Annotated in this window: 21 protein-coding genes; 3 read left to right on the top strand and 18 right to left on the bottom strand. The window is 54.5% G+C overall.

Going from position 1 to position 24,483, the window contains the following annotated elements; all coding sequences use genetic code 11:
• Window positions 1-57: 57 nt before the first annotated feature.
• The 18 genes from ftsA to leuO all read right to left on the bottom strand — a co-directional run bounded on the left by ftsA (window position 58) and on the right by leuO (window position 21,005).
• A complete protein-coding gene (ftsA, locus tag AAIR21_RS12390) occupies window positions 58-1,314 on the bottom strand; it encodes a cell division protein FtsA (RefSeq protein WP_006173845.1) in 1,257 nt (418 codons plus the stop codon).
• Window positions 1,311-2,153 carry a cell division protein FtsQ gene (ftsQ, locus tag AAIR21_RS12385; protein WP_014168632.1) on the bottom strand — a complete coding sequence of 281 codons (843 nt, stop codon included), beginning with the start codon at window positions 2,151-2,153 and terminating at the stop codon, window positions 1,311-1,313. The genes ftsA and ftsQ overlap by 4 nt, the downstream gene beginning before the upstream one ends.
• Window position 2,154: 1 nt before the next feature.
• On the bottom strand, window positions 2,155-3,075 hold the full coding sequence (locus AAIR21_RS12380) for a D-alanine--D-alanine ligase (RefSeq protein WP_020882578.1): 921 nt from the start codon (window positions 3,073-3,075) through the stop codon (window positions 2,155-2,157).
• Window positions 3,068-4,543, bottom strand: coding sequence for a UDP-N-acetylmuramate--L-alanine ligase (gene murC / locus AAIR21_RS12375; RefSeq protein WP_014168630.1), 1,476 nt, complete (start codon window positions 4,541-4,543; stop codon window positions 3,068-3,070). Before murC ends, AAIR21_RS12380 begins: the two co-directional genes overlap by 8 nt.
• Window positions 4,544-4,601: 58 nt before the next feature.
• Window positions 4,602-5,666, bottom strand: coding sequence for an undecaprenyldiphospho-muramoylpentapeptide beta-N-acetylglucosaminyltransferase (gene murG, locus AAIR21_RS12370; RefSeq protein ID WP_020882577.1), 1,065 nt, complete (start codon window positions 5,664-5,666; stop codon window positions 4,602-4,604).
• Window positions 5,663-6,907 (bottom strand): cell division protein FtsW, encoded by a 1,245-nt coding sequence (ftsW, locus tag AAIR21_RS12365; RefSeq protein ID WP_014168628.1) that lies wholly within the window; start codon window positions 6,905-6,907, stop codon window positions 5,663-5,665. The genes murG and ftsW overlap by 4 nt, the downstream gene beginning before the upstream one ends.
• Window positions 6,907-8,223 carry a UDP-N-acetylmuramoyl-L-alanine--D-glutamate ligase gene (murD, locus tag AAIR21_RS12360; protein ID WP_020882576.1) on the bottom strand — a complete coding sequence of 439 codons (1,317 nt, stop codon included), beginning with the start codon at window positions 8,221-8,223 and terminating at the stop codon, window positions 6,907-6,909. Before murD ends, ftsW begins: the two co-directional genes overlap by 1 nt.
• 2 nt (window positions 8,224-8,225) lie before the next feature.
• Window positions 8,226-9,308 (bottom strand): phospho-N-acetylmuramoyl-pentapeptide-transferase, encoded by a 1,083-nt coding sequence (gene mraY / locus AAIR21_RS12355; protein WP_008501985.1) that lies wholly within the window; start codon window positions 9,306-9,308, stop codon window positions 8,226-8,228.
• Window positions 9,302-10,660, bottom strand: a complete 1,359-nt coding sequence (gene murF, locus AAIR21_RS12350) for a UDP-N-acetylmuramoyl-tripeptide--D-alanyl-D-alanine ligase (RefSeq protein ID WP_063156934.1) — start codon at window positions 10,658-10,660, stop codon at window positions 9,302-9,304. The genes mraY and murF overlap by 7 nt, the downstream gene beginning before the upstream one ends.
• Window positions 10,657-12,144 carry a UDP-N-acetylmuramoyl-L-alanyl-D-glutamate--2,6-diaminopimelate ligase gene (gene murE, locus AAIR21_RS12345; protein WP_047955043.1) on the bottom strand — a complete coding sequence of 496 codons (1,488 nt, stop codon included), beginning with the start codon at window positions 12,142-12,144 and terminating at the stop codon, window positions 10,657-10,659. The genes murF and murE overlap by 4 nt, the downstream gene beginning before the upstream one ends.
• Window positions 12,131-13,897, bottom strand: coding sequence for a peptidoglycan glycosyltransferase FtsI (locus AAIR21_RS12340; protein WP_014168624.1), 1,767 nt, complete (start codon window positions 13,895-13,897; stop codon window positions 12,131-12,133). Before AAIR21_RS12340 ends, murE begins: the two co-directional genes overlap by 14 nt.
• 15 nt (window positions 13,898-13,912) lie before the next feature.
• Window positions 13,913-14,278, bottom strand: a complete 366-nt coding sequence (ftsL, locus tag AAIR21_RS12335) for a cell division protein FtsL (protein ID WP_008501989.1) — start codon at window positions 14,276-14,278, stop codon at window positions 13,913-13,915.
• Window positions 14,275-15,216, bottom strand: coding sequence for a 16S rRNA (cytosine(1402)-N(4))-methyltransferase RsmH (gene rsmH / locus AAIR21_RS12330; protein ID WP_014168623.1), 942 nt, complete (start codon window positions 15,214-15,216; stop codon window positions 14,275-14,277). Before rsmH ends, ftsL begins: the two co-directional genes overlap by 4 nt.
• Window positions 15,217-15,218: 2 nt before the next feature.
• The gene (gene mraZ, locus AAIR21_RS12325; protein ID WP_025205427.1) at window positions 15,219-15,677 is read right to left on the bottom strand and encodes a division/cell wall cluster transcriptional repressor MraZ; all 459 of its coding nucleotides are present in this window, start codon (window positions 15,675-15,677) and stop codon (window positions 15,219-15,221) included.
• Between the two features lie 598 nt (window positions 15,678-16,275).
• Window positions 16,276-17,283, bottom strand: a complete 1,008-nt coding sequence (gene cra / locus AAIR21_RS12320) for a catabolite repressor/activator (RefSeq protein WP_014168621.1) — start codon at window positions 17,281-17,283, stop codon at window positions 16,276-16,278.
• Window positions 17,284-17,462: 179 nt separating this feature from the next.
• Window positions 17,463-17,954: an acetolactate synthase small subunit gene (gene ilvN / locus AAIR21_RS12315; protein WP_003856371.1), complete on the bottom strand. Its 492-nt coding sequence runs from the start codon at window positions 17,952-17,954 to the stop codon at window positions 17,463-17,465.
• Between the two features lies 1 nt (window position 17,955).
• Window positions 17,956-19,680, bottom strand: a complete 1,725-nt coding sequence (ilvI, locus tag AAIR21_RS12310) for an acetolactate synthase 3 large subunit (RefSeq protein ID WP_014168620.1) — start codon at window positions 19,678-19,680, stop codon at window positions 17,956-17,958.
• 380 nt (window positions 19,681-20,060) lie between these two features.
• On the bottom strand, window positions 20,061-21,005 hold the full coding sequence (gene leuO / locus AAIR21_RS12305; RefSeq protein WP_032669418.1) for a transcriptional regulator LeuO: 945 nt from the start codon (window positions 21,003-21,005) through the stop codon (window positions 20,061-20,063).
• 635 nt (window positions 21,006-21,640) lie between these two features.
• On the opposite strand from leuO, the gene leuL reads away from it, so the two are divergent.
• The 3 genes from leuL (at window position 21,641) to leuB (ending at window position 24,481) form a co-directional block, all read left to right on the top strand.
• Complete coding sequence (gene leuL, locus AAIR21_RS12300) at window positions 21,641-21,727, top strand: leu operon leader peptide (protein ID WP_071530973.1); 87 nt, start codon at window positions 21,641-21,643, stop codon at window positions 21,725-21,727.
• A gap of 91 nt (window positions 21,728-21,818) precedes the next feature.
• Window positions 21,819-23,390 carry a 2-isopropylmalate synthase gene (gene leuA / locus AAIR21_RS12295; RefSeq protein WP_014168617.1) on the top strand — a complete coding sequence of 524 codons (1,572 nt, stop codon included), beginning with the start codon at window positions 21,819-21,821 and terminating at the stop codon, window positions 23,388-23,390.
• On the top strand, window positions 23,390-24,481 hold the full coding sequence (gene leuB, locus AAIR21_RS12290; RefSeq protein ID WP_020882572.1) for a 3-isopropylmalate dehydrogenase: 1,092 nt from the start codon (window positions 23,390-23,392) through the stop codon (window positions 24,479-24,481). Before leuA ends, leuB begins: the two co-directional genes overlap by 1 nt.
• The last annotated feature ends 2 nt before the right edge of the window (window positions 24,482-24,483 follow it).

The following is a 24,483-nucleotide window of genomic DNA, read 5'->3' as shown; positions in this document are numbered from 1 at the left end:
TCTCTCCGTTGTGCCTGTCGCCCGAGACCGCTAATTCTCTCCGGTCTCTTAAAAAAATTAAAACTCTTTTCGCAACCAGTTGTTCAGTCGTTTGACCCACGACCCAACTGAGACGCGTTTTTCCACTTCTGCTTCACCACTGAGATGAGATTCTTTCCCGTAGTGGAGCAGGCCCACGGCCGTTGAATAGTACGGCTCCTGAGCATAATCCGTTAAACCGGTGATATTCAGCGGAGCACCGATACGCACTTGCGTATGGAACACGCGCTGAGCGCAGGCCGCAAGACCTTCAATTTGCGCTGCCCCGCCGGTTAATACAATCCCCGCTGCAAGATGATGTTTCACGCCCTGCTGGCGAAGCTGTTCCTGTAACTGCAAAATCTCTTCGTTGACCAGGTTAAGCAGCTCGGTATAACGCGGCTCAATGACCTCTGCCAACGTCTGGCGCTGCAGGCTGCGCGGTGGACGTCCGCCCACGCTCGGCACTTCAACGCTCTCATCTTTGCCAACGATAGACCCCAGCGCACAGCCGTGGCGTACTTTAATCGCTTCTGCATCACTCGGGGGCGTACCAAAAGCGTAAGCAATATCGCTGGTCACAACGTTCCCGGCATACGGGATCACTTTGGTGTGGCGCAGCGCACCGCCGGTATACACGGCCATGTCCATTGTACCACCACCAATATCGACCACACAGACACCCAGTTCACGTTCATCTTCGGTCAGCACGGAATAGCTCGCTGCAAGACCGGCGAAAATGAGTTGGTCAACTTTCAGGCCACAACGTTCAACGGCTTTTACAATGTTCTTCGCCATATCGTTGTGACATGTGATCAAGTGCACTTTTGCCTGCATACGTACGCCGGAAAGACCGACCGGGTTTTTGATCCCTTCCTGGTAGTCAATCGCATACTCCTGCGGGATCACGTGCAGCACGCGATGCTCATCGCGAACGCGCACGGATTTCGCCGTATGCACAACGTTTTCAACGTCTTCCTGCGTCACTTCTTCTTCGGAAATCGGCACCATGCCGATTTCGTTCTGGCAGCTAATGTGCTTACCCGAAAGCGCCAGATAAACAGAGGAAATCTGGCAATCTGCCATCAATTCAGCCTGATCGATGGCGCGCTGTACGCACTTCACCACCGACTCAAGATCGTTAACCCCACCTTTATCCATACCACGGGACGGGCAACTGCCCACGCCAATGATATTGACCATACCGTCGGGCAGAACTTCCCCTACTAAAGCGGCAACCTTCGCGGTGCCAATCTCCAGTCCAACTACCAGTTTTCTGTCCGTCGCCTTGATCATTGTTGTTCTGCCTGTACCTGTGCCTGATTCTGTTGCTGATTAGGTTCCTCGACCGGAGCCGGTTCCCAACCGACTGCTGCGCCTGAGTCATAGCGCAAATCAACGTAGCTTATCCGTTTGCCGTCAGTCTGTGCCTGCTGCTGTAAAACCGGGTAAAGTTCTACAAATCGCGCCAGACGTTTCATTGTGTCCCCGCGACCCAGGTTGAGCTTAATGCCATTCGTTAACGTCAGTTGCCAGGAGCGGCGCGCCGTCATTGCAGCATCTTTTAGCGTAAACCTGTCCTTCGCCAGCACCTGCCCCATTTCACGAAAACCTTGTAACACTTCGTTTTCGCTACCTTCCGGGCCATACAACATCGGTAAATTTTGCTTGTTGACACGATCGGCCGGGACGCTGAAGGAATTTCCGTCTACGTCAACCATGTGCTGATCATTCCAACGCGCAATGGGCACATATTCAACCAGATGAATCTTCAATTCATCAGGCCATTGCTTTCTGACACTCGCCTGTTTTATCCATGGCAGACGTTCAATCTGACTCTGGATAATATTGACGTCCTGCGTCATAAAGGTGCCAGGCGATCCCAGCGCCAGAATTGTCTGGCGAATGTCATCGTTACGGGTGTAATGACGCTCACCGGTGACCACCAGCTTCGAAAGCGGCAACCGTTGCGCATCTTCCATCCAGCCCAGAACCATCCAGCCGCTGATAAACACGGTGCACAGCACCCCGAGCAGGAAAATAATACCTGCAAGACGCGTTCCATTACTCCGGCGTGAAGAAGAGTATTCTTCTTCGTCATCGCGGTTGCGCGTGTTCAATGCAGCCTGAGACATATCAGCCCGCCTGGTCCAGAATACGTACGACTAATTGCGAGAAGCTCATCCCCGCCTGACGCGCTGCCATCGGCACAAGGCTGTGGCTGGTCATTCCCGGAGAAGTATTTGCTTCCAGCAGATAAAATTGTCCATCACTGTCGAGCATCACGTCGATGCGGCCCCATCCACGGCAACCCAGAACATGCCAGGCTTTAACCACCAGGGACTGTAAATCGGTTTCACGCTCAGCTTCAAGACCACTTGGGCAGAAATATTGCGTCTCATCAGAGAGATACTTCGCCTCATAATCATAGAAGGTTCCGGCCGGTTGGATACGAATTGACGGTAAAATTTCTTCGCCAAGCATCGCGACGGTAAATTCCGGCCCGCTGAGCCATTTTTCAATCAGAACTTCTTCATCATGTTGAAATGCCAGGGCTAAAGCGGAAGATAAATCCTCAGCTTTCTCAACTTTGGACATGCCAACGCTCGACCCTTCGCGGCTGGGCTTTACAATAACCGGTAAGCCCAGCTCAGCAATGCGTGCATTAACGCTATCGGAGAGGCCCATTTCAAATTCGCGACGCGTCAGGGCAACCCAGGGGGCAACGGGTAAACCCGCGCCCTGCCACAGCAGTTTGCTGCGCAGTTTATCCATAGAAATGGCGGAGGCCATGACACCGCTGCCGGTGTACGGCATGCCGGTGAGTTCCAGCAGCCCCTGAAGGGTGCCGTCTTCGCCACCACGGCCATGTAACGCGATAAAGACTTTATCGAAGCCCATCGCCTTTAACTGGGTTACGTCAGTCTCTTTCGGATCGACCAGGTGCGCATCCACACCCCCTTCACGCAGGCCCGCCAGTACAGCGGCACCTGAATTCAGGGAAACCTCGCGCTCGGCGGATGTGCCGCCAGACAGGACAGCAATCTTATCAGCCATGATGCTCATCCTCCTGAGTTTGCGGCTTCAGTTTGATTTCAGCTAAGGTACGGGCGATTTTGCCGATATTTCCCGCGCCCTGAATCAGAATTAGATCGTTGCCGGTCAGCACCGGGGCCAGAATTTCAGCCACCTGAGCAGGATCGGAAACCAAAATAGGGTCTACTTTACCGCGTCCGCGGATGGTACGACATAAAGAACGGCTGTCTGCACCAGGAATAGGAGTTTCGCCCGCTGCATAAACATCCAGCATCAGGAGCGTATCCACCTGTGACAGGACGCTGGCGAAATCGTCATACAGGTCACGGGTACGCGTGAAACGGTGCGGCTGGAAGATCATGACCAGATTTTTTTCTGGCCAGCCTGCACGCGCGGCTTTGATCGTCGCGTCCACTTCCGTCGGGTGGTGACCGTAGTCATCAACCAGCATGGCAGTACCGGGTTTACCGTTCACCGCCTCCAGCGGGTATTCACCGAGGAAGTCGAAGCGACGCCCGGTTCCCTGGAAGCTTTCCAGTGCACGAAGAATGGCTTCGTCATCAATGCCTTCTTCTGTCGCCACGGCCACTGCCGCTGCGGCATTCAGGGCGTTGTGACGCCCTGGTGCATTCAGGGTGACATGCAGCAGTTCTTTGTCCTGACGCGCCAGGGTGAAATGCCCCTGCGCACCCAGCTGTTTGTAATCTTCCACGCGGACATCAGCGTCTTCGCTGAAGCCGTAAGTCGTGATTTGACGTCCGACGCGCGGCAACAGCTCGCGAATCACCGGATCGTCTACACACATTACCGCGCGTCCATAGAACGGCAGGTTGTGCAGGAAATTAATAAAGGTCTGCTTTAAGTTCTCGAAGTCGCCCTGGTAAGTATCCATATGGTCGGCTTCGATATTGGTGACGATGGCGACCATCGGCTGCAGATGCAGGAACGACGCATCGCTCTCATCCGCTTCGGCAATTAAATAACGGCTGTGTCCGAGACGCGCATGCACGCCTGCCGCTTTTACCAGACCACCATTGACGAACGTCGGGTCGAGGCCCGCTTCTGCATAAATGCTGGAGACCATCGCCGTGGTGGTGGTTTTGCCGTGGGTTCCGGCAATCGCAATGCCATGTCGAAAACGCATCAACTCCGCCAGCATTTCCGCACGGCGGATCACCGGAATACGCGCTTCGTGCGCGGCCACGATTTCCGGGTTATCAGAGGAGATGGCGCTCGACACGACCACCACGCTCGCATCGCGCACGTTTTCCGGGCGATGATTGAAATAGATAGTCGCCCCAAGCGACGCCAGCTGCTGCGTAACAGGGTTTGGCGCCAGGTCAGACCCGCTGATCTGATAGCCTTCGTTAGCTAACACTTCGGCAATACCGCCCATGCCAGCACCACCGATGCCAACAAAGTGAATGTGCCGGACGCGACGCATCTCGGGCACGATAGAACGCAGTTTTGCCAGTTGTTGTGTATTCATTCTCTAAACGCCATCGACTACTTAAAAAATTCGTGCAGCGCAACACGCGCTGCGAGGGTTAAGCCTGGGCTGCCAGGCTCACTTCTTTTGCCACCCGTTCCGTTGCATCAGGAATAGCGGTCGCGCGTGCGCGTTGCGCCATCTCCAGTAATGCCTCTCTGTTCCAGCCCGCCAGGGTGGTGGCGACCGCATCGGCGGTAAATTGTGGCTGTTCAAATATTTTCGCGGCGCCGGCTTTCTCAAGCGGCAACGCATTCCAGTACTGCTGTCTGTCTTTGTGCTGGAACGGCACAAACAGAGCCGGCAACCCGGCGGCGGCAATTTCGCTCACCGTCAATGCGCCAGAGCGGCAGACCACGACATCGGCCCAGGCATACGCTGCGGCCATGTCGTCGATAAATTCCGTCACTTTATGCTGCGGCTGGCCTTCATCGGCGTAAGCCTGCTCAACCATCTGTTGAGCACCTTTTCCGCTTTGGTGCCAGATTGTCACCGCATCACCCAGCTTTGCTGCAACCTGCGGCATCGTCTGGTTTAAAATGCGTGCGCCCTGAGAGCCGCCAACGACCAGCACACGGACCGGCCCTTCACGACCAGGCAGGCGCGCATCCGGTAATGGCAGCGCCAGCACGTCTACGCGCACCGGGTTACCCACCACGTCCGCCTTCGGGAAGGCTCCCGGGAAAGCCTGCATCACTTTGGTGGCAATTTTCGCCAGCCATTTATTGGTCAGACCGGCAATGCCGTTCTGCTCATGCAGCACCACGGGGATGCCCAATGACCAGGCCGCCAGCCCACCCGGGCCAGAAACATAGCCGCCCATCCCCAGCACCACATCAGGCTTAAAACGCTTCATGATGGCGCGCGCCTGACGCCAGGCGTTGAAAATACGCACCGGTGCCAGAAGCTGGGCCTTAATGCCTTTTCCGCGTAAGCCGGAAATGCGAATAAAGTCGATCTCGATACCGTGCTTCGGTACCAGGTCGGCTTCCATGCGATCCGCGGTTCCCAGCCAGCGTACCTGCCAGCCCTGATCCATTAAATGGTGCGCAACTGCGAGCCCCGGGAACACATGTCCACCGGTACCGCCTGCCATCACCATTAACCGCTTCGGTTGATTCATCGTGAACCTCGTGTAAACGCCTGGGCTTTTTCCAGACGCGTTTCATAATCTATGCGTAACAACATCATGATGGCCGTCGACATAATCAGCAGACTGGAACCACCATAACTGATCAACGGCAACGTCAGGCCTTTGGTCGGCAGCATACCCGCTGCGGCCCCGACGTTAACCAATGCCTGGAAACTAAACCAGATACCTATTGAGCAGGCTAAGAAACCTGAAAAACGGTGATCGATCTCCAGCGCTTTCCGCCCAATCGACATGGCGCGGAAAGCGACGAAGAATACCATTAATAGCGCTAATACCACACCGATATAACCCAGTTCTTCCCCAATAATGGAGAAGATGAAGTCAGTGTGCGCTTCGGGTAAATACTCCAGTTTCTGTACCGAGTTGCCCAGGCCCTGACCCCAGACTTCACCGCGACCAAAAGCCATCAGCGACTGCGTCAGCTGATAACCGCTGCCAAACGGGTCTTCCCACGGGTTCCAGAATGAGGTCACACGGCGGATACGGTAAGGCTCGGCGAGGATCAGCAGCACAACCGCTGAGATACCCATTCCGATGATGGCGATGAACTGCCACAGCTTCGCCCCGGCCAGGAACAGCATTGCCAGCGTGGTGACAAACAGCACGACCACGGTACCAAGGTCAGGCTGCGCCAGCAGTAAGACCGCCAGCACCAGAATAACGCCCATGGGTTTTAAGAAGCCGCGCAGGTTATTACGCACTTCATCCACTTTACGTACCAGGTAGTTAGCCAGGTAGCAGAACAGGGAGAGCTTGGTAAATTCCGCGGGCTGAATACGCAGTGGGCCAAAGGCAATCCAGCGCGATGCCCCGTTTACGGAGCTCCCCACTACCAGCACGATCAGCAGCATAATGATGGAGGCGATCAGCATCGCGGTACTGTGCCGCTGCCAGAACTCCATCGGCAGACGTAATGTCACCAGCGCCAGACAGAACGCCAGGATGATGTACAGGCCATCACGTTTCGCAAACAGGAATGGATCGTTCGCCAGCCGCTGCCCGACAGGCATTGACGCCGAGGTCACCATGATAAAACCAACCGCCGCCAGTCCCAGCGTGAGCCAGAAGAGCGTACGGTCGTACATGACCAGGCTGTCGTTATCTTTTTGACGAGAGCCCATCACCCAGCCTTTGAGTGCCGCAAACACCCACGCCAGAACGCCAAATCCTGGCAGGCGCGGCATTTTCAGGCGAGGGAGAGATAAACGCATCAGCCTAACTCCTTCGCCAGACGGGTAAAGAGATCGCCACGCTGTTCGAAATTCTTGAATTGATCGAGGCTGGCGCAGGCCGGGGAGAGCAGGACCATATCACCCGGCTTCACGCGAGGGGCAATCAGCCGCATCGCCTGCTCCATGGTCTCGGTTTGCTCGGCAATGTCAGGACGCAGCTCAGCCAGCTCACTGCCGTCGCGACCAAAGCAGTACAAGCGGATATTATTCCCGGCGAGATACGGTTTCAGCGTGGAGAAATCCGCCGATTTACCGTCGCCGCCGAGCAGTAAATGCAGGGTACCTTCAACGTGCAGACCGTTCAGGGCGGCCTCGGTACTGCCGACGTTGGTGGCTTTTGAGTCATTAATCCAGCGCACACCGTTGTGCTCCAGCGCCAGCTGAAAACGGTGCGCCAGGCCGTTAAAGGTGGTCAATGCTTGCAGGCTGGACGAACGCGGCAGCCCTACGGCATCCGCCAGCGCCAGCGCCGCCAGAGCATTGGTGTAGTTATGCTGGCCGGTAAGCTTCATCTCTTTCACGTTCAGCACTTTCTCACCCTTCACGCGCAGCCAGGTTTCGCCCAGTTGACGGTTAAGATGATAGTCACCCATGGTAATGCCAAAGCTAATACAGCGATCGTCCGCCCCGCGCACCGGCATGGTCAGGGCGTCATCCGCGTTGACGACGCAGACCTTCGCATTTTCATAAATGCGCAGTTTGGCGGCGCGGTACTGCTGCAGACCAAACGGATAGCGATCCATATGATCTTCAGTAACGTTAAGGATAGTCGCCGCGGCCGCACGAAGGCTGGAGGTCGTTTCCAGCTGGAAGCTGGAAAGCTCGAGGACGTACAATTCACAGCCTTTATCCAGCAGCATTAGCGCTGGCAGGCCAATATTGCCTCCCACACCCACGTTCATGCCCGCCGCTTTCGCCATCTCACCCACAAGGGTGGTGACGGTGCTTTTACCGTTAGAGCCGGTAATCGCGATAACGGGTGCCTGCGCTTCACGGCAGAACAACTCAATATCACCGACAATCTCAACGCCCGCATCGGCCGCGGCGCTGAGTGAAGGATGTGCCAGCGCCATACCGGGGCTGGCGACAATCAGATCGGCTGCCAGCAGCCAGTCATCATTCAGACCACCAAGGTGGCGTTCAACCTGTTCCGGCAGTTTATCCAGACCCGGCGGAGAAACACGCGTATCCATTACGCGAGGCGTCACGCCGCGCGCGAGGAAAAAGTCCACGCAGGAGAGGCCTGTCAGCCCCAACCCGATGATAACGACTTTTTTGCCCTGGTAATCTGCCATGATTAACGTACCTTCAGCGTTGCCAGGCCAATCAGCACCAGCATCAGCGAAATAATCCAGAAGCGCACAATCACGCGCGGTTCCGGCCAGCCTTTCAGTTCATAGTGATGGTGAATCGGTGCCATACGGAAGATGCGCTGACCGCGCAGCTTGAAGGACCCGACCTGCAAAATCACTGAAAGGGTTTCAACCACAAACACCCCACCCATAATCACCAGCAGGAACTCCTGGCGCAGCAGCACGGCAATAATGCCCAGCGCGCCGCCCAGAGCCAGTGAACCGACGTCACCCATAAAGACCTGCGCCGGGTAGGTGTTGAACCACAGGAAGCCCAGTCCAGCCCCGACAATCGCCGTACAGACGATAACCAGTTCGCCTGCGTGTCGCAGGTATGGAATGTGCAAATAGTTAGCAAAGTTCATGTTACCGGTGGCCCACGCCACCAGCGCAAAACCGGCGGCGACGAAGACGGTTGGCATAATCGCCAGGCCATCCAGACCGTCGGTCAGGTTTACGGCGTTACCGGTGCCCACGATGACGAAGTAGGCCAGCAGAATGTAGAACAGCCCCAGTTGCGGCATCACGTCTTTAAAGAACGGCACCACCAGCTCGGTGGCGGGGGTGTCTTTTCCTGCCAGATACAGCGCGAAGGCCACGCCCAGCGCAATCACCGACATCCAGAAGTATTTCCAGCGGGCGATCAGGCCCTTGGTGTCTTTACGCACGACCTTGCGGTAATCATCAACAAACCCAATGATGCCGTAGCCCACCAGCACGGTAAGTACGCACCAGACGTACGGGTTAGAGGGATAAGCCCACAGCAGTACGGAAACAACGATCGCGGTCAGGATCATGATCCCGCCCATGGTCGGCGTACCCCGCTTGCTGAAGTGCGACTCCGGACCGTCGTTACGCACAACCTGACCGAAGGAGAGTTTTTGCAGACGGGCAATCATGCGCGGGCCCATCCACAAAGAGATGAACAGCGCAGTCAGCAGGCTGACAATGGCGCGAAACGTCAGATAGGAAAAGACGTTAAAGCCTGAATAATATTTGACCAAATGTTCGGCCAGCCAAACTAACATGTCCCGTTCTCCTGTAATGCGTGCACAACCTCTTCCATGGCGGCACTACGTGAACCTTTCACTAACACAGTCACAATTTGTTTTTCTGTCATCAATGCCTTAAGGCGTTCAATCAGCGCGGCTTTATCGGCAAAGTGCTCGCCAACACCGCTGGCATGGCTAATCGCCTGGCTCAGTTTTCCGGCGCTCAGCACGCAATCAATACCTGCCGCTTTCGCCGCGTCCCCCACCTGGACATGGCAGGCTTCGCTTTCATCACCCAGCTCAGCCATATCGCCCACCACCAACACGCGATAACCTGGCATCTCAGACAACACCTGCACCGCCGCGGTCATTGAGCCGACGTTCGCGTTATAGGAGTCATCCAGAAGCAGTTTGTTTTCCGCAAGCTGGATCGGGAACAGACGCCCCGGCACGGCGTTTAAATTTGCCAGACCGGTTTTAATCGCCTGATGCGACGCACCAACCGCCATCGACAGCGCCGCTGCCGCGAGCGCATTGGCGATATTATGACGACCCGGCAATGGCAGAAGCACCTCAATGCCCCCGGTTGGGGTATTAAGGGTGAATTCCGTGCCATGCGAAGTCACATGAATATTGGTCGCGGTAAAATCACTGTTGGCCGCGTTCGGCGAGAAGCGCCAGGTCTTGCGGGAACCAATGATCTGTTGCCAGTTCAGCCAGTCATTGTTGTCGGCATTCATAATGGCGATACCGTCTTCCGGCAGGCCGGTATAGATCTCGCCTTTAGCTTTCGCCACGCCTTCCAGCGAACCAAAACCTTCCAGATGTGCAGCGGCCAGGTTATTCACCAGCGCTGCTTCCGGGCGCGTCAGTCTCACGGTCCAGGCGATTTCGCCCTGGTGGTTTGCCCCTAACTCGATCACGGCAAATTCATGCTCTTTGGTCAGGCGAAGTAATGTCATCGGCACGCCGATATCATTGTTAAGGTTGCCTGCTGTATAAAGCGTATTTCCGCACTGGCTCAGGATGGCCGCAGTCATCTCTTTCACAGAGGTTTTGCCTGATGAACCGGTCAGCGCGACGACGCGCGTCGGCACCTGCTGACGAACCCAGGCCGCCAGCTCGCCGAATGCCAGACGGGTATCTTTCACCACGATCTGCGGCAGATCGACCGCGAGTTTACGGCTGACCAGCAGCGCCCCTGCACCATTCTCCCTGGCCTGTTGTGCAAAATCATGCGCGTCAAAACGTTCGCCCTTCAGCGCCACAAACAGACAACCCGGGGTCACTTTGCGGGTATCGGTCGTCACGGCCTCGATGGTCAGATCGTGACCCAGCAGCTCGCCCTGCAGTACCGCAGCGGCCTGACTTAAGGTGATGCTAATCATGCCACGACTCCCAGCAGACGCGCGGCCGTGACGCGGTCCGAATAATCGAGACGACGGTTGCCAACAATCTGATAATCCTCATGGCCTTTCCCGGCCAGCAGCACAACGTCGTTTTCCTGTGCCTGCATGATGGCGTTGGTCACGGCTTCCGCACGGCCTTCCACCACGCGGGCGCGGCCTGCATCCAGCATGCCCGACAGAATGTCGTTAATAATGGCGCGCGGCTCTTCAGTACGCGGGTTGTCATCGGTTACAACCGGAATATCCGCGAACTGTTCAGCAATGGCACCCATCAGTGGACGTTTGCCCTTATCACGGTCGCCACCGCAGCCAAACACACACCAGAGCTTACCGGTGCAGTGCAGACGCGCCGCTTCCAGTGCTTTTTCCAGTGCGTCCGGCGTGTGGGCATAATCGACCACCACGGTCGGTTTGCCCGGCGCGCTGAACACTTCCATACGGCCACATACCGGCTGCAAACGCTCAGCCGTTTCCAGCAGCGCGTTCATCGGATAACCCAGCGCCAGCAGCGTCGCCAGCGCCAGCAGCAGGTTGCTGACGTTAAACGCGCCCATCAGACGGCTTTCAATTTCACCGTCACCCCATGAAGAGGTAAAACGAATGGTGGCGCCACTGTCGTGATAATCCACCGCAACCGCCTTCAGCCAGCGGCCGTGGCAGTTCGGGTTGATATGGTCTTCCATCGACACCGCAACCGCATCCGGCAGCTTCGCCAGCCAGCGGCGACCGACTTCGTCGTCAGCGTTGATGATGGCCTGTCCGCTATGGTGGGTGGAGTAGAGCAGCCATTTCGCCGCTTCGTAATGCTCCATATCACCATGATAATCAAGGTGATCGCGGCTCAGGTTAGTGAATACTGAGGCGGCAAACTTCAGCGCCGCCACGCGGTGCTGCACCAGACCGTGGGAAGAGACTTCCATCGCGGCAAAGGTTGCCCCCTGCCCTGCCAGGCCTGCCAGCACGTGCTGTACGTCGACCGCGGAGCCGGTGGTGTTTTCGGTCGGGCTCACTTTGCCCAACAGACCGTTACCGACAGTTCCCATGACCGCACCGGTTTCACCCAGCAGCTGCGCCCACTGCGCCATGAGCTGCGTGGTCGTGGTTTTGCCGTTTGTACCTGTCACGCCCACCAGACGCAGCCGATCGGACGGTTCGTGATAGAAACGTCCGGCCAGCGCAGAAAGACGCTCGTTTAACTGACTGAGATAGATGACCGGCACCCCGTGCATTTCACGGATTTCACCGTCGGTTGCCTCATCTTTGGCCTCAGCAATAATGGCAGCAACACCTTGCGCAATCGCCTGCGGGATATAACGACGCCCGTCCGCCTGATGACCGACCACCGCCACAAAAAGATCGCCAGAAGCAGCCGCACGGCTGTCCAGTACCATCTCTCGCAGTGCTCGCTCCGGTGCATTAAGCACCCACGGAGCGAGAAGGTCGCGCAAATTACGATCTGCCACCTGTACCCTCGCCTTGATTAATTACAAATTCACTTTTCTCGCCCGTTGCCAGCGCATCCGGTTCGATGTTCATGGTGCGCAACACGCCGCCCATGATGGCCCCGAACACAGGCGCGGAAACGGCGCCGCCGTAGTATTTACCCGCCTGTGGATCGTTAATGACGACCACCAGCGCAAAACGCGGATTACTGGCAGGCGCAACGCCTGCGGTATAGGCAATGTATTTGTTGATGTAACGGCCGTCTGGCCCCACTTTTTTCGCGGTACCGGTTTTGATGGCGATGCGATAGCCTTTGATCGCCGCCTTCACGCCGCCGCCGCCAGGCAGCGCCACGCTTTCCATCATATGAACGACGGTACGAACGATGGATTCCGGGAAGATACGCTCACCCGGAACCGGTGGATCAACTTTGGTAATGGACAGCGGACGATAGACGCCATAGCTGCCAATCGTTGCGTAGACTCGCGCTAACTGTAACGGCGTTACCATTAGCCCGTAGCCGAAAGAGAAGGTGGCCCTCTCTATGTCAGACCACCGTTGTTTTTGAGGATATAAGCCACTGCGTTCTCCGACCAACCCCAAATTGGTCGCCTTTCCAAGCCCAAAACGTGAGTAAGTCTCTACTAACGCTGAGGACGGCATCGCTAACGCCAGCTTTGAAACGCCAACGTTACTCGACTTCTGTAAAACCCCGGTCAGGGTCAATTCGCTGTAGCGCGCCACGTCTTTAATCTCGTGGCCGTTAATACGGTAAGGGATCGTGTTCAGAACCGTGTTTTCATTGACGATGCCACGCTGGAGCGCCGTCATGACCACCATCGGTTTCACCGTGGAGCCCGGTTCGAACACGTCGGTAATCGCCCGGTTACGCATCGCATCTTTTGCGGTGCCGGTAAAGTTGTTCGGGTTATAGGACGGGCTGTTGGCCATCGCCAGCACTTCGCCCGTACTGACGTCCACCAGCACGGCGCTGCCGGATTCCGCCTTGTTGAAGGCGACAGCGTTGTTCAGCTCGCGGTAGACCAATGCCTGCAGACGCTCATCAATACTCAGCGCCAGGTTGTGTGCCGCCTGACTGTCCGTGGAAGAGATATCTTCGATAACGCGGCCGTAGCGGTCTTTACGAACAATTCGCTCGCCAGGCTGGCCGGTGAGCCACTTATCGAAGCTTTTTTCAACGCCCTCAATCCCCTGGCTATCAACGTTGGTAAAGCCAATGAGGTGAGCGGTTACTTCGCCGGAAGGATAGTAGCGGCGGGATTCTTCACGAAGGTGAATACCCGGCAGCTTCAGCTTACGAATGTAGTCCGCCATGTCAGGGTTGACCTGACGCGCCAGATAGATAAAACGCCCTTTTGGATTGGCGTTGACGCGGGAAGCGAGCTGATCCAGCGGCATTTTCAGGGCATCCGAGAGCGCCTTCCAGCGGTTATCAAGCGTAATACCACCCGCATCGTGCAGCTCTTTCGGATCGGCCCAGATGGCTTTAACCGGTACGCTCACGGCCAGTGGACGGCCTGAGCGGTCGGTGATCATCCCGCGGGACGTCGACACTTCCTGAACGCGAAGGGAACGCATGTCGCCCTGTCGAACCAGCATGTCAGGGGCGATGATTTGCAACCATGCCACGCGTCCCAGCAGGAAACCCAGCGCCAGTAAAATGCAGCCGCAAAGCAACGCAAAACGCCAACTGATAAAGTTGGCCTGTTCTTCCTGACGTTTTGGTTTAAGCGTTTTTGCCGCTGCTCTCATGCGTCGCGTTTTCCCTTATTTTTGTACTACAATATTTTCCTGAGAAGGATCAACATGCTGCAATTGCAGCTTTTCCGTTGCGATCCGTTCAACCCGGCTGTGATCGCCGAGCGCATTTTCTTCAAGGATCAGGTTTCGCCATTCAATATCCAGCGCATCGCGTTCCAGTACCATCTGCTCGCGTTGCGCAGTTAACAAGCGTGTGTGGTGGGCAGTCGTGACCACCGTGACGGCCGTGACAATGATGCAAATGAACAGACAGAGTGGCAGTTTCCCAAACCGCAAAAGATCGTCGCCGATCACGCCAGGCAAGGCATGGCGCTCGTTGCTTCCTAACGAATCCTTAACTTTGCTTAGGGTCTCTGTCACTCTGCCGATCATGCGTTCGTCCTCTCTGCAACACGCAGCACTGAACTACGGGCGCGTGGATTCTGTGCCACTTCTTCTTCACCCGGCATCAACTTGCCTAATGCTCGCAACTGACGGCCACCCAGCTTCCTGAGTTGTTCTTCCGTCATCGGCAGCCCCGCTGGAACCTGTGGACCGCGGCTTTGTTCACGCATAAAGCGCTTCACAATGCGGTCTTCCAGCGAATGGAAGCTGATGATGGATAACCGCCCACCCGGGGCCAGCACGTCGAGCGAGCTTTTTAGCGCCAGCTCTATTTCCTCCAGTTCACTGTTTACCCAGATGCGAACCGCCTGGAAGGTACGGGTCGCGGGATGTTTGTGCTTATCTTTCACCGGCGTCGCCGCCGCGATCACCTCGGCCAGCTCTTTCGTGCGGGTCATCGGCTCGATGCGGTTACGCTCAACGATGGCGCGCGCGATACGCTTGCCAAAACGCTCCTCGCCGAAGGTTTTGATCACCCAGGCAATATCCGCTTCGTCCGCGGTCTGTAACCACTCGGCGGCAGACTGACCGCGAGTAGGATCCATGCGCATGTCCAGTGGACCATCGCGCATAAAGGAGAAGCCGCGTTCAGCATCATCAAGCTGGGGTGAAGAGACGCCAAGATCGAGAAGGATTCCGTCGATCTTGCCCGTCAGGCCGCGCTCGGCAACATAATCAGCAAGCGCAGAGAAAGGTCCATGCACGATGGAAAAGCGTGGGTCATCGATGGTTTGCGCAACGGCAATCGCCTGCGGATCGCGATCGATTGCCAGCAGACGCCCTTCCGCTCCAAGCTGGGAGAGGATTAAGCGCGAGTGGCCACCGCGACCAAAAGTGCCATCAATGTAGATGCCGTCCGGACGAATATTCAGGCCGTTAACGGCCTCATCCAGCAGCACCGTTTTATGTTTGTAATTTTCCATCATATTTATAGAGACAAGTCCTGCAGCCGTTCCGATAATGTCGCGGAATCAGACTGCTCAGCGTCGATATCTTCCTTGACCTGTTGATACCAGGTCGTTTCATCCCACAGTTCAAACTTGTTGAACTGCCCGACCAGCATCACTTCTTTGGTCAGACCGGCATGTTGCCGTAACACAGGGGCAATCAGTAACCGGCCTGCGCTATCCATCTGACATTCACTGGCATGTCCCAATAACAACCGCTGCACGCGGCGTTCCTGCGGGTTCATGCTCGACAGTCGCGACAGCTTTTGCTCAATAATTTCCCATTCAGGTAAGGGGTAAAGCAGCAGGCAGGGGGAGTTGATGTCAATGGTGCAAACCATTTGACCCGTAGCGTTCTCAATCAGCTGGTCGCGGTATCGGGTTGGTACCGATAAACGCCCTTTGCTGTCGAGATTGACTAACGTAGCTCCACGGAACATGCCAGTCTCACCCCTCCTCACCACTTTAACCCACAAATTCCCACCTAAAGGAGTTTACGGAGCGAGGGAAAAGCTTGTCAAGCCAGGACTCTCCCTATACAGGCCCGAAAGGCCTCTATTTACAGAGATAAACAGCCCTGGTTAATAACTGCACAACTGGCGAGGCAAAATTAACGTTATGAATATTTGTAAGAAAAAAACCGAATATGCACACTAGCGTTAAGGCTCACTCAATATCATCGCAGATAAATATAAAGTGTCAGTTTGCGACGCGGGCAGCATTTTATGACAGATTCTCAGGGGATAACAGCGCCAGATTCACCCCAGGGCTCGCGAAACGCGGCGGTTGCCGTGCAAGCTGGCACAGGAGAAGGAAAAACGTCTGAATATTCATCGCCGGAAGAGGGTTTGTAACAAAATAATACAAAGACGAGCATTTAAAATCGTTTAAACGTCCTTTAAAGGAACCCTTAAACGCCAAAATGAATTAAGAAAAATAGCAGAAGGTAAATTCGCAAGAATTATCCTAATTTCTCTACGGGAATTATCCCGGCGAATTATTTCGTCAAAAGGGGGCAGATTTCTCCGCCCCGTCATTTCATTTATGGCGGCTCAGAATTCCGCGATGGTAAAGATTACGTTTAATTCGCGTCAGACCCGGCTTCGGTTTACGCGGCTCGTCCAGACTTGCCAGCACAATTTCCAGCACGCGTTCAGCCACATCACGATGGCGTTGAGCCACCGCCAGAACCGGGCACTGGAGGAAGTCGAGCAGCTCGTTATCACCGAAGGTCGCGATGGCCAGGTCGGAAGGCAGTTTACCCTCACGGCGTAAGGTCACATCCATCACCCCCTGCAGCAGAGCAAATGAGGTGGTGAATAGCGCCTGCGGCATCGGGTGCGTTTCCAGCCATTTCTCGAAAAGCTGTGCGGCCGCTTCACGTTCATAGCTGTTGGCATAGAGGTAGTGCACCTCACGGGGATCGTCTTTCCAGGCGGTTCTGAACCCCTGTTCACGCAGGAAGCTGACTGACAGTTCAGGCAGCGCCCCCAGATACAGCACCGTTTCAGCCGGGAAGGTTCTCAGCTCTGCCGCCAGCATCTCGGCATCATCCTGATCGGCACCGACGACGCTCGTGAAATGCTCCCTGTCGAGCGCACGATCCAGCGCCACAATCGGGAATGGGTCGTTCGCCCAGCGTTGATAGAATGGGTGTTCAGGCGGTAAAGAGGTGGAGACGATGATGGCATCGACCTGACGCTGGAGCAGATGCTCAATACAGCGCATCTCGTTGTCGGGCTGGTCTTCCGAGCAGGCAATCAGCAACTGATAGCCACGCTGGCGCGCCTGACGTTCAAGATAGTTGGCGATACGGGTATAGCTGGTGTTTTCCAGATCCGGGATCACCAGGCCAATAGAGCGGGTGCGTCCGGCACGCAGGCCAGCTGCGACAGCATTCGGATGGTAGTTATGTTCACGAACCACCGCCATAACTTTTTCAACGGTCTTATCGCTGACACGGTACTGCTTTGCTTTACCGTTAATCACATAGCTGGCCGTTGTTCGTGACACGCCGGCTAGCCGGGCGATTTCATCCAGTTTCACAATTGCCCCTTAAAAAATGAAAAGAGTCCATGGCCTTGGCAAGGTTATGGTTAAATCTTTTAACATCTAAACGCAGAATAGCCTTCGCGGCAACCGCTTTTATCTCTGTTGTCGGCTGATTACACAAAAAAAAGCCCGGCTTTGGTGACCGGGCAGAAAGAGGCGAACCTTTTAGACAACTAACGCATGATCTTATCGCCGCGTGACAGGCCAACAACCCCCGATCTCGCAACCTCAACAATTTTTGCCACATCCCGCACAGATGCCAGGAAAGCATCCAGCTTGTCACTCGTTCCGGCCAGCTGAACCGTATATATAGAAGGCGTGACGTCTATAATCTGCCCACGGAAGATATCCGTGTTACGTTTCACTTCCTCGCGCCCGTAACCGCTGGCCTGGATTTTCACCAGCATGACCTCTCGCTCAACGTAGGCACCCTGCCCCAGCTCGCTGACGCGCAGAACATCGACCAGCTTATGCAGCTGTTTCTCGATCTGCTCAAGCACTTTGGCATCGCCGACGGTCTGGATGGTCATGCGCGACAGCGTCGGATCGTCAGTCGGCGCAACGGTCAGGCTTTCAATGTTATAGCCGCGCTGTGCAAAAAGGCCAATGACGCGCGACAGTGCGCCAGACTCGTTTTCCAGTAAAACAGATAATATCCGGCGCATATCAGGTTCTCTCCGTTTTGCTTAACCACATTTCATCCATACCACCACCGCGAATATGCATCGGGTATACGTGCTCGGTGCCATCAACAATGACATCCATAAAAACGAGGCGGTTATTTTTAACGTGCTCAAGCGCTTCACCGAGCTTCGTTTCCAGCTCTGCCGGATCGGTCACTCGCATCCCAATATGGCCGTAGGCTTCAGCCAGACGAACAAAGTCAGGCAGTGACGTCATGTAGGACTGAGAGTGACGACCAGAGTAGATCATGTCCTGCCACTGCTTCACCATCCCGAGATAACCGTTATTCAGGTTCAGCACCAGTACTGGCAGCTCATACTGAAGGGCCGTCGACAGCTCCTGGATGTTCATCTGAATACTGCCGTCTCCCGTCACGCAGACGACGGTTTCGTCAGGCAGAGCCAGCTTGACGCCCAGTGCGGCAGGCAAGCCAAAGCCCATCGTTCCTAACCCTCCGGAGTTAATCCAGTGGCGCGGTTTATCAAACGGATAATAAAGGGCGGCAAACATCTGATGCTGACCCACGTCAGACGTCACGTATGCCTCGCCTTTCGTCAGCCGCCAGATAGTTTCGATCACCGCCTGCGGCTTAATGCTGTCGCTTTGCGTGTCATACTTCAGGCACTGACGCGCGCGCCATTGTTCGATCTGCTGCCACCAGTCACGGATCTCATCCAGCGGCTGGGAAGGCGGCTCCTGTGCCAGCAGATCCAGCATTTGCTCCAGCACCTGGCGGGCATCACCGACGATCGGCACATCCGCAGACACCGTTTTCGAAATAGAGGTGGGATCGATATCAATATGAAGCACGGTGGCGTTCGGGCAGTATTTCGCCAGATTGTTGGTGGTGCGATCGTCAAAGCGCACGCCGACGGCAAAGATCACATCGGAATGGTGCATCGTCATGTTGGCTTCATAGGTACCATGCATACCCAGCATCCCCAGAGCCTGACGGTGAGTTGCCGGGAAAGCGCCCAGCCCCATCAGCGACGACGCAACGGGAAGATTGAGTTTCTCGATAAGCTCCCGAAGCTGCCCTTCACAGGCAGAATTGATTGCCCCGCCACCGACATAGACTACCGGTTTTTTGGCGGCCAGCAGCGTTTGCAAGGCACGTTTGATCTGCCCCTTGTGGCCCTGCGTCGTTGGGTTATATGAGCGCATGCTCACCGACTCCGGCCAGACATAAGGAAGCTTGTTCGCCGGGTTCAAGATATCTTTCGGCAGATCGACCACCACCGGGCCGGGACGCCCGCTTGCTGCCAGCCAGAAGGCTTTTTTCAATATCCCGGGGATGTCTTCAGTTTGCTTAACCAGGAAGCTGTGCTTCACAACGGGACGCGAAATCCCCACCATGTCGCACTCCTGAAACGCGTCGTAGCCGATCAGTGACGTCGCCACCTGGCCGGAAAGAATAACCAGCGGGATAGAGTCCATATACGCCGTGGCAATGCCGGTGATGGCGTTTGTCGCGCCGGGACCGGACGTCACTAATACCACGCCTACTTCACCTGTCGCGCGGGCCAGCCCGTCAGCCATATGCACCGCCGCCTGCTCGTGGCGTACTAAAACATGGTCAATGCCGCCTACCGTATGAAGCGCATCATAAATATCCAGGACTGCGCCTCCGGGATAACCGAACACTTGCTTCACGCCCTGATCGATTAACGATCGGACGACCATTTCCGCGCCAGACAACATCTCCATGCTTTGCCTCCAGGCATTTTGTTATAGACGAGCTGCAGAATTCATTTCCGCACCGTCTTACGACTGGGTTAAACCAATCTTATATTTTGCAGAGTGATCGTTACCTTAACCGCTCGTTATGAGGCAGGCAATTAGCAGACCGGGTGAGCTAAACGGTTCGCAAAGCAGAAAAAACAGGTATTAACGAAGGATATGGTCAATTCATCTGGTATTAGAGGATGAGATGATTAATCATCGCTGAAAAGCGCATCGATTCAGGAAATCATCTATTTTTGCGAGCCAGAGAGCAGTAAGAAAAAATTCACAACAGAATAAAATAACAATAACAGAGAAAAAAGCAGGATAAATCACACGCGAAGATGCAATTTATCCTGATGCGCTTATCGACGGCAAATACTGATCAGCAACTCTTCCATCCACTGATGCCCTTTATCCCGACCGGCGGCTTCATGCCAGGAGAGATAGCAGGTACGACTATTCAGCTTGAGCGGCAACGGCAACATTTGCAGTTGTAGTTGACCGGAAAACTCTTCAGCCAGCCAGCGTGGTGCAATAGCCACCAGATGTGTCTGCGAGACCACGTTCAATACGCTGACCATTGCCATTCCCTGATAAGCAACGCTTGCCTGTTTATCCGCCGTGTCATACCACGGCAGGCTAAAGGAAGCATATCTGTCGAGCGCAACAACAGCATGCTGCTCGCTATAAACGTCACTTTCCCGAAGCGGAGAATTGAGTCGGGGGTGTTTTTTACTGGCGACCAACACCATTTCATCTTTAAACAGCGGAACGCAAGAAAATTCAGGACGTCGAAATTCTTCATATCCCAGAACGAACTCAGTCTCCTGGTAGCGTAACTGATGCTCGGTGTTTTGATTTAAGGATGATTTAAAAACCAGATGGATATTGGGAGCGATCTCTTCAACTTTATTATAAATAATCGACGTCAAATAATTATCTAACGGACTGCAAACACAAAGATTGAATACACGCTCACTGCTTAAAGGTTCAAAGCCTGACCCTGGCAGCTCGTTCTGAACCAGCTGCAACGCCTGACGGATAGAGCCGAATAACTGGAATGCCCGTGCGGTAGGCTGTATTCCTCTCCCGTAACGAACGAATAACTCGTCGTTAAACATAACCTTAAGTCTGGCAACAGCATTACTGACCGCGGGCTGAGACATCCCCAACGTATGTGCCGCCCGGGTGATATTCTGCTCCTGCATGACAGCATCAAATACCGTGAGCAGATTAAGGTCCACCGTACGTAACTGCGGTTTAATCCCATCAGTAGTTTGAGGTTGTTTAATATTAATTTCTGGCACTTCTGACTCCACTGTCACGCTACACTCCCTTTGCCAACGTACTGTAATAATTCCGAAGAATATGATTTACCATGCATATACGATCAGCGAAAGAGAATTATTTTAAATTCGGAAAATATAAAGAACAGTTTAGCGAAAATGACTTTTCGCCGCTGACAAACGATAAAATAAACACCACTGCAAATGATATACTTCACTTTAGGATTTGAATGAAACCATAAACTAGACCAATATACAATCGCCAGCGGGTTAATGATGTCTTAAGTATTATTAAACTGTTATTGCAACCCCGATTAAATAAGTTAACAATCTGTAATAACCATAAGAACTCCGAAGTGAGAAAAAACATTCACCGCATTTATAACTTAATGATATCAAACCCATTTGCGTCCCACACAATTGGGTAGCGAACTTTTAATTTATTCATCACAATTATATTCAATTATTTCTGCAACCTTTTTCTCAGTCCAAAATTAGACAATTTGTAGGGTCGGAAAAGCAAAACCCAGCACAATTAGCTAAAGCACATATCCTGTCAACCTGGCCAGCCGGGTGCGTTTTTGCCTGCAGGGGTTGACATGCACAGTCGTATCCAGTACCACTAAAAGCATATTGAATTTAACGGAGCACGATTCATGATTCGCACCATTCGTTTCACCGGTCTACTACTACTAAACGCATCCACTGTGCGCGGTAGACTGGCGGGCGAAATTCAGCGTTGAATCGTCACCAGTAAGACTAAAAACCCGCGCCACTGCGCGGGTTTTTTTATGCTCGTAGCAAGGCGCCCTAAGACTGACAAGGACCTAACCCATGAGCCAGCAAGTCATTATTTTCGATACAACTTTACGTGACGGTGAACAGGCATTACAGGCAAGCCTGAGTGTGAAAGAGAAACTGCAGATCGCGCTGGCTCTCGAACGTATGGGTGTCGACGTGATGGAGGTCGGTTTCCCTGTCTCTTCTCCGGGTGACTTCGAATCCGTGCAGACCATTGCGCGTACCATTAAGAACAGCCGCGTCTGTGGCCTGGCACGCTGTGTGGAAAAAGATATCGATGTTGCAGCCGAGTCGTTGAAGGTTGCCGAAGCATTCCGTATTCATACCTTTATTGCTACCTCTCCTATGCACATTGCCACCAAGCTGCGCAGCACGCTGGATGAGGTCATTGAGCGCGCGGTCTACATGGTCAAACGTGCCCGTAACTACACGGATGACGTTGAATTCTCCTGTGAAGATGCTGGCCGTACGCCGATTGAAGATTTGGCGCGCGTGGTGGAAGCTGCCATCAATGCGGGCGCTAAAACCATCAACATCCCGGACACTGTCGGCTACACCATGCCGTTTGAGTTCTCCAACATCATTACCGGTCTGTATGAACGCGTACCAAACATTGATCAAGCGATTATCTCCGTACATACCCACGATGACCTGGGGCTGGCCGTTGGCAACGCCATCGCTGCGGTGCACGCCGGTGCACGTCAGGTAGAAGGCGCGATGAACGGCATCGGTGAACGTGCAGGTAACTGTTCACTGGAAGAAGTGATCATGGCGATCAAAGTGCGCAAAGACATCATGAATGTGCATACCCGCATCAATCACAACGAAATCTGGCGTACCAGCCAGACCGTCAGCCAGATCTGCAACATGCCCATCCCGGCTAACAAGGCGATTGTGGGTACCGGCGCCTTTGCGCACTCCTCCGGTATTCATCAGGATGGCGTGCTGAAAAACCGTGAAAACTACGAAATCATGACCCCAGAATCCATCGGCCTGAACCAGGTTCAGTTGAACCTGACCTCCCGTTCCGGTCGTGCGGCGGTGAAACACCGTATGGAAGAGATGGGTTATAAGGACAGCGATTACAACATGGATCAGCTGTACGACGCCTTCCTGAAGCTGGCCGATAAAAAAGGTCAGGTATTCGACTATGACCTGGAAGCGCTGGCCTTCATCAATAAACAGCAGGAAGAGCCTGAGCACTTCCGCCTCGATTACTTCAGCGTGCAGTCAGGCTCCAGCGACATTGCGACTGCCTCGGTCAAACTGGCCTGTGGCGAAGACATTAAGGCCGAAGCGGCAAACGGCAATGGCCCGGTTGATGCCATTTACCGCGCAATTAACCGCGTCACCGAGTACGACGTAGAGCTGGTGAAATATGACCTGACGGCCAAGGGCCATGGGGAGAATGCCCTGGGTCAGGTTGATATCGTGGTTACCCACAATGGCCGTCGTTTCCACGGTGTGGGCCTGGCGACGGATATTGTTGAATCCTCCGCGAAGGCGATGGTCCACGTGCTGAACAACATCTGGCGCGCCGCTGAAGTTGAAAAAGAGTTGCAACGCAAAGCTCAGAATAAAGAGAACAACAAGGAAACCGTGTAATGTCGAAGAATTACCATATTGCTGTGTTACCGGGTGACGGTATTGGCCCGGAAGTGATGGCACAGGCGCTGAAAGTACTGGAAGCCGTTCGTTCGCGTTTTGCGATGAAAATCTCCACCAGCCACTATGATGTGGGCGGTATCGCCATCGATAATCACGGTACTCCGCTGCCAAAAGCGACCGTTGAAGGGTGTGAAAATGCGGATGCAGTGCTGTTTGGCTCCGTGGGTGGCCCTAAATGGGAACACCTGCCGCCCGCCGGGCAGCCTGAGCGCGGCGCGCTGCTGCCACTGCGTAAACATTTTAAATTGTTCAGCAACCTGCGTCCGGCGAAGCTGTATCAGGGGCTGGAAACGTTCTGTCCTCTGCGTGCAGATATCGCGGCTAACGGCTTTGACATCCTGTGCGTGCGTGAACTGACCGGCGGGATCTACTTCGGGCAGCCTAAAGGGCGCGAAGGCAGCGGTCAGCATGAAAAAGCCTTTGATACCGAGGTCTATCACCGTTTTGAAATTGAACGTATCGCCCATATCGCCTTTGAGTCGGCGCGCAAACGTCGTCATAAAGTGACGTCTATCGATAAAGCGAACGTTCTGCAGTCTTCTATTTTGTGGCGTGAAATCGTCAGTGAAGTCGCGAAACAGTATCCGGATGTCGAACTGTCCCATATGTACATCGACAACGCGACCATGCAGCTGATTAAAGATCCGTCGCAGTTTGACGTTCTGCTGTGTTCCAACCTGTTCGGCGATATTCTCTCGGACGAGTGCGCAATGATCACAGGCTCTATGGGGATGTTGCCATCAGCCAGCCTCAATGAAGAGGGATTTGGCCTGTACGAACCTGCTGGCGGCTCCGCGCCCGATATCGCTGGCAAAAACATTGCCAACCCGATTGCGCAGATCCTCTCCCTGGCCTTGCTGTTGCGCTACAGCCTTGATGCCGGTGATGCAGCAACCGCAATTGAAAACGCCATTAACCGTGCGTTAGAAGAAGGTGTCCGTACCGGTGATTTAGCACGCGGCACGGCGGCAGTCAGTACCGATGAAATGGGCGACATTATTGCCCGCTATGTCGCTGAAGGGGTGTAATC

The organism is Enterobacter sp. PTB (assembly GCF_051130085.1).
Taxonomy (GTDB): Bacteria; Pseudomonadota; Gammaproteobacteria; order Enterobacterales; family Enterobacteriaceae; genus Enterobacter; species Enterobacter ludwigii.
Note: the sequence above shows the minus strand (reverse complement) of the source record. Positions and strands in the feature narration are given on the sequence as shown.